A 5,599-nucleotide genomic window follows, 5' to 3' on the forward strand; every position below is an offset into this window, starting at 1 on the left:
TTTGGCGTTGTTTGGCAAGCGGCCAAAGAGTTGTCCGCATCGCTAGACTGGTATGGCATCAAGCAGCGCAACACGATTCAGTCGCTTGATCCGCAATATATTCTGGACAACGAAGATGTCGTCCCTGGCTATGCAGCGATGATTGGCCGCGATCCTCGCAATGCTGCGCTGGAAAAACGCTATCCCGGACTCAATAAGGGCCGAATCAACAGCATCACCTCACCCTATATCAACGTCGGCAGAACTGATCTCCAAGGTCTCGATCTGGATGTGAAATACGACGTATCTCTTGGCAATTGGGGCAAACTCAAGTTCCGCGAAGCCAACAATTACACACTCAGTTTAAAACAGAGCACCACACCGGGTGCGGCGCCGGTAAGCCGGCTGGATTCAATCAAGCATCCTAGATGGAGCAATTCCTTCCGTACAGCTTACGAATATGCCAGCCACGAACTGGCGATTACGGCCAGAACTTACGCCAGCACCCGCAATATCGATGACCCGACCCACTCCCAGGATCCCGCCATCACGAATGCGCGTATTCCGTCTTACACAGTATGGGATATGAATTTCAACACCAAACCGATGAAAAACCTGACATTGAACTTTGGCACCAACAATCTGTTTGACAAAGCGCCGGTATATGCAAATTCGTCATACTCCGACACATTCGTTCAAAGTACCAATGATCTCGTAGGACGTTTTATCTACGCTAACATGCGCTATCAATTTCATTAGCCAGCGCTGGTCAAGGCGGAGAATCCTGCAATCGATATCCCGCCTTGCCCTTCCGCAAATCCGCTAGCTATCGGATGAGCAGCATTTATGGCAAACGGATTGCACTCACCTCATGCACTTCCGGCAGCGCTTTCAGCTTGATCTGGATGGTGTCGAATTCGCTAGGCAGCACGTACAGCAGCGCCACGGTGACTTCTTCGATATCGGCGTCATTGGCGTTTTGTTCGACGATGAGTTGCTCGATCTGCGCACTGCCTTTATCCAGCAACTCAGCATATCCTCTCGGAAATACGCAATGCTCTCAGCAGCACAGCAAGCTATGCCAAATTCAAGGTATTGGTCAGATCTCCTAGCGGCGCTTGCTGATTTTCGCGGAACGCCTGATCACGTGCGATCAATGCATCCAGCTTGCGCAAGCCGTGCAGGCGGGTAATGAAACGCATGATGGAGGTGGTGTCGTACACCGTGTGATCGACAAATCCCTTTTTTGCATACGGCGAAATGACAGTTGCAGGAATCCGTGAACCCGGCCCCCAGCGGTCGCCCTTGGGCGGCGCTACATGGTCCCACCAGCCGCCGTTTTCATCGTGGGTGATGATCACCATCATGTGCGGCCATTGCGGTCCGCGCTGCAGATGGGCGATGACGTTGGCAATGTGACGATCGCCGGATTCGACGTCGGCGTAACCGGCATGCAGGTTCAGATTGCCCTGCGGTTTGTAGAAGCTGACCTGCGGCAAGCGTCCTGCATCGACGTCCGCCAGGAATTTGTTGGTGGCCGGATCGTCGCCCAGCCCGGCATCTTTCAAATGCGTTTCGCGCAGCGCGGTGCCGGGCGCAAAACTTTTGAAGTAATTGAAGGGCTGGTGATGATATTGAAAATTCGGCACCGCGTCGTCGTTCGCCTTGCCGTCCAATGCAGCTTGCCAGGCGCCGGAATACCAGGCCCAGCTGACGCCTTTTTCCGACAGACGATCGCCGATGGTTGCATAGGTTTGCGGCGGCAGCACCATCGGATCGTCGGCATCGGCGTAAGCCGGATCGCCGCCTTTCACCGGTTTGACGAAACTGGGCTGGTACGGCGGCGCCATGGTATTGACCGCATAGCCGTCCGGCGTGATGGCGCGGTCGCGCAGAAATTTGGGCGGGCCATCGATGGCCGAGGCCGGATTCTTGTCATCCAGTTTCAGACGCGCGCCCTTGGGATCATCGCCCTCTACGGTCGACACGTTATGACGCGCCGGGCTGTTGTGGACGTCGGGATAATACGGCGTCTGCCCGGAAATCAGGAAGATATGGTTGAGATAGGAACCGCCGAAAGCCGACATGAAAAAGTTGTCGCACAAGGTGTACTGCTCGGCCAGTTTCCACAAGCGCAGTTTGCTGGCGGTTTCACTGTAGTGCCCCATGGTCAGCGCGCCGGAATCGGCCCAGGCTACGAACTGGTCGTTTTTGCCGCCATTGATCTGCATCTGGTTTTGATAAAACCTATGCCATAGATCACGCGTGATCACGCCTTGCGGCAAGAGTTTTCCGTGCTGGTCGCTCAACTTGAACGGGGCGTTGGGCAAGCCCGTAATCTGGTCTTCGGCAATCGCATAGCGTTGGCCATCCACCTGCTGCGCCTGCGGCACCAGGCCGCCCCAGATCTTGGGCAGTTGCGCCAGCGGCGTTTTACCGTCGCGGTCCAGTTGCGTGTAGCGCGCTTGCAGCGCTTGCGCCAGAGGTTTTTGCACACCCGGGAAATTACCGTAGAGGTTATTGAAACTGCGGTTCTCGGCGTAGATTACCACCACATGCTTGATGGCCGATTGCAGTTGCTGGTCCAGCAGCTTTTCCTGCTTTGCATCGGCAGCGTCGGCTATCTGCCGGCTGCCGTCGCTGGCGCAATCGGACAAGGCCAGGCTGGCGCCCACTGCAACCACGCTGCCGAGAAAGCGGCGGCGCGTGAAACCTGCTGCTTCATCTTGTTCTGTCAATTCCGGTTTTTTTTCATTTTCGTTCATGGCTGCGTCTGCGTTGATCTGATTTCACAGCTTGCCATATTAGCAGCAGACGTCCCGCTGTTGGCATCAGTTTGTCAATCCGGGCGTGGCGTTCTCAGCGTGACAAATTCTTCGGCCAAGGTCGGGTGTATGCCGATGGTGTCGTCGAACACGCGCTTGGTGGCGCCGGCGCGCAAGGCTACTGCAATGCCTTGGATGATTTCTCCGGCATCCGGCCCTACCATATGGCAGCCGAGCACTTTGTCGCTGTCAGCGTCGACTATCAGCTTCATCATGGTTTTTTCATGGTAATCGCCCAGGCTCAGCTTCATCGGCCGGAACCGGGTTTCGAAGATTTTCAGCTGATGTCCGGCCTTCTGCGCCTGTTCTTCCGTCAGTCCCACCGTGCCGATGTTGGGCAAGCTGAACACCGCGCTCGGAATCAGCTGATAATCCACCGGACGATAGTCCTCGGGGCGGAACAAACGCCGGGCGACGGCCATGCCTTCGGCCAGCGCCACCGGCGTGAGTTGCACCTTGCCGATGACGTCGCCCAATGCCAGGATGTTTGGCTCCGAGCTGCGGTATTCCTGATCGACCTGGATAAATCCTTTGGCGTCCAGCGCCACCTCGACATTCTCAAGGCCTAGTTCATCCAGCATCGGCCGCCGGCCGGTAGCGTAGAACACGCAGTCGGTGTCGAGCACGCGGCCATCTTTCAAGCGCACGTTCAAACTGCCGTCGGCCAGCTTGCTTATGCTGGCGATATCGGCATTGAATTGCAGGTCCACGCCTTTCTTCAGGAATTCGTCATTCAAATGCTGGCGCACGCCATGATCGAAACCGCGCAAGAACAGATCGCCCCGGTACAGCAGGCTGGTCTGCGCCCCCAGGCCATGAAAGATCGAAGCGAATTCGACCGCGATATAACCGCCGCCGATCACCAGCACGCGGCGCGGCAGTTGTTTTAAAAAGAACGCTTCGTTGGAGGTAATGGCAAATTCCTTGCCGGGGATATCCGGCACTTGCGGCCAGCTGCCGGTGGCAATCAGGATGTTGGCGGCACGTATGCGCTGGCCGTTGATCTCGACGGTGTGCTTATCCAGCAGCCGGGCGTGGCCCTCGTGCAGCGTGACGCCGCTGTTGAGCAACAAGCCGCGATAGACTTCGTTGAGCCGGTGAATCTCGCGATTCTTGTTGGCGATCAGCGTGGGCCAGTCGAATTGCGGCTTGCCTGCGCTCCAGCCGAAACTGGACGCCTGCTCGAAATCCTCGCTGAAATGAGCGCCGTAGACCAGAAACTTCTTCGGCACGCAGCCTACATTGACACAAGTACCGCCCAGATAACGGCTTTCCGCCACCGCCACACGGGCGCCGAACCCGGCAGAAAAACGGGCGGCGCGCACGCCGCCGGAACCGGCTCCGATCACAAACAGATCGACATCAAAAGACATTGGCATTCTCCGCGCCCCGATCGGGCCAAGACGCCCGGCCAAAGCGGCGAGCAATGCCGAATCTTACGTCATCTATTACGTCATCGTCTGCTCGTAGGTGAAACTGGAAGCTTTTAAAGCGGTGATCACGATGTGTTTTGCGCCATGCATTTCAACATCCTTATTTTCATTCAAGAAAATATCTCCTTTGAAATCTGCCGCGGTAATCCATAACAGGCCGCTCAGGCACTTGATTCTCTCGCCCTGTTTCAAGGCTTTCTGAATCGAGATAGTCTGATCCTCTGCCAGATGGATGATGTTGTGGGTGTGTTCTCCTGTCAGCAGATGGCTGATGTTTTCCGATTTCATGGTTTTGCCTCGGTATGTTGGTGTCAATCGAGTCAAACACTGATTGCCATTCATTATTATTATTTCCAGCAATCAGCACAATCCAGGAAATCAGAACAACACTTGTGCTTCCCAGGCACAAATCGAAATTGAACCGGTTAATCCAGCAAGCTCTCGTCCCATGCATGCACAGTCTGTTGCTGTTCGCCGAGACCGTCGATGCCGAGCCGTATCACGTCGCCGTGCTTGAGATAAAGCGGCGGTTTTTGCCCCATGCCGACGCCGGGCGGAGTGCCGGTCGAAATGATGTCGCCCGGGTACAAGGTGACGAACTGGCTGATGTAATGGATCAGGAAAGCGACATTGAAAATCATGGTCCTGGTGCTGCCGTTCTGGAAGCGCTTGCCATTAACTTCCAGCCACATCGAAAGATTCTGCGGATCAGCCACTTCATCGGCGGTGACCAGCCATGGACCGACCGGACCGAAGGAGTCGCAACCCTTGCCCTTGTCCCAGGTGCCGCTGCGTTCGAGTTGATATTCACGCTCAGACACGTCGTTGATCACGCAATAGCCGGCGACGTGCGACAAAGCCTGGCCAAGCACCACATAACGCGCCTTGCTGCCGATCACCACGCCCAGCTCCACTTCCCAATCGGTCTTGACGGAATTTTTCGGCATCACCACCGGATCGTTGGGGCCGCCGAAACAGCTATTCCATTTATTGAACAGCACCGGCTCCGGCGGCACCGGCAAACCGGATTCGGCCGCGTGGTCGCTGTAATTCAAACCGACGCACATGAATTTTCCCAAACCCGTGAACGGTGTACCGATGCGGCCAGGGGAGCTGATTTGCGGCAGGCTGGCAGGATCGATTTCACGTAACTTTGCCAGTCCTGCAGGCGTCAACTGCTGCGCCGTAATATCCTTGACCACGCCGGACAAATCACGCAGCTTGCCGTCGGCGTCTAACATCGCCGGTTTTTCCTGACCTTTGGGGCCTACTCGTAATAGCTTCATCTAATGCTTCCTTTTCAAAAAACGCCGTGCGCACAAATCGCGAGTGGCCGGGCCACTAAACCAAAAGCCTAGGAGC

General features: G+C 55.9%; 6 protein-coding genes. 1 reads left to right on the top strand and 5 read right to left on the bottom strand.

Features of this window, described 5'->3' with window-relative positions; translation table 11 throughout:
• The coding region (locus tag KHU33_RS25045) for a TonB-dependent receptor domain-containing protein (RefSeq protein ID WP_211468088.1) at window positions 1–738 on the top strand (738 nt) is incomplete at its 5' end.
• 85 nt (window positions 739–823) lie between these two features.
• Here the strand turns inward: KHU33_RS25045 and KHU33_RS25050 are convergent.
• From KHU33_RS25050 to KHU33_RS25070, 5 genes are all read right to left on the bottom strand, one after another.
• Entirely contained in the window at window positions 824–1,006 is a 183-nt protein-coding gene (locus KHU33_RS25050) for a hypothetical protein (protein ID WP_211468090.1), read from the bottom strand.
• 49 nt (window positions 1,007–1,055) lie between these two features.
• Complete coding sequence (locus KHU33_RS25055) at window positions 1,056–2,744, bottom strand: acid phosphatase (protein WP_211468092.1); 1,689 nt, start codon at window positions 2,742–2,744, stop codon at window positions 1,056–1,058.
• A gap of 74 nt (window positions 2,745–2,818) precedes the next feature.
• Window positions 2,819–4,177, bottom strand: coding sequence for a glutathione-disulfide reductase (gorA, locus tag KHU33_RS25060; RefSeq protein ID WP_211468095.1), 1,359 nt, complete (start codon window positions 4,175–4,177; stop codon window positions 2,819–2,821).
• Between the two features lie 75 nt (window positions 4,178–4,252).
• On the bottom strand, window positions 4,253–4,525 hold the full coding sequence (locus KHU33_RS25065; protein ID WP_211468097.1) for a DUF2917 domain-containing protein: 273 nt from the start codon (window positions 4,523–4,525) through the stop codon (window positions 4,253–4,255).
• Between the two features lie 137 nt (window positions 4,526–4,662).
• On the bottom strand, window positions 4,663–5,523 hold the full coding sequence (locus KHU33_RS25070; protein ID WP_211468099.1) for a fumarylacetoacetate hydrolase family protein: 861 nt from the start codon (window positions 5,521–5,523) through the stop codon (window positions 4,663–4,665).
• Window positions 5,524–5,599 lie beyond the last annotated feature (76 nt).

This window comes from Collimonas silvisoli, assembly GCF_018305005.1.
GTDB lineage: Bacteria > Pseudomonadota > Gammaproteobacteria > Burkholderiales > Burkholderiaceae_D > Collimonas > Collimonas silvisoli.

Coding starts and splice junctions, on each gene's coding strand:
- KHU33_RS25055 (WP_211468092.1), bottom strand. CDS start 2,744: ATGAACGAAAATGAAAAAAAACCGGAATTGACAGAACAAGATGAAGCA.
- gorA (WP_211468095.1), bottom strand. CDS start 4,177: ATGTCTTTTGATGTCGATCTGTTTGTGATCGGAGCCGGTTCCGGCGGC.
- KHU33_RS25065 (WP_211468097.1), bottom strand. CDS start 4,525: ATGAAATCGGAAAACATCAGCCATCTGCTGACAGGAGAACACACCCAC.
- KHU33_RS25070 (WP_211468099.1), bottom strand. CDS start 5,523: ATGAAGCTATTACGAGTAGGCCCCAAAGGTCAGGAAAAACCGGCGATG.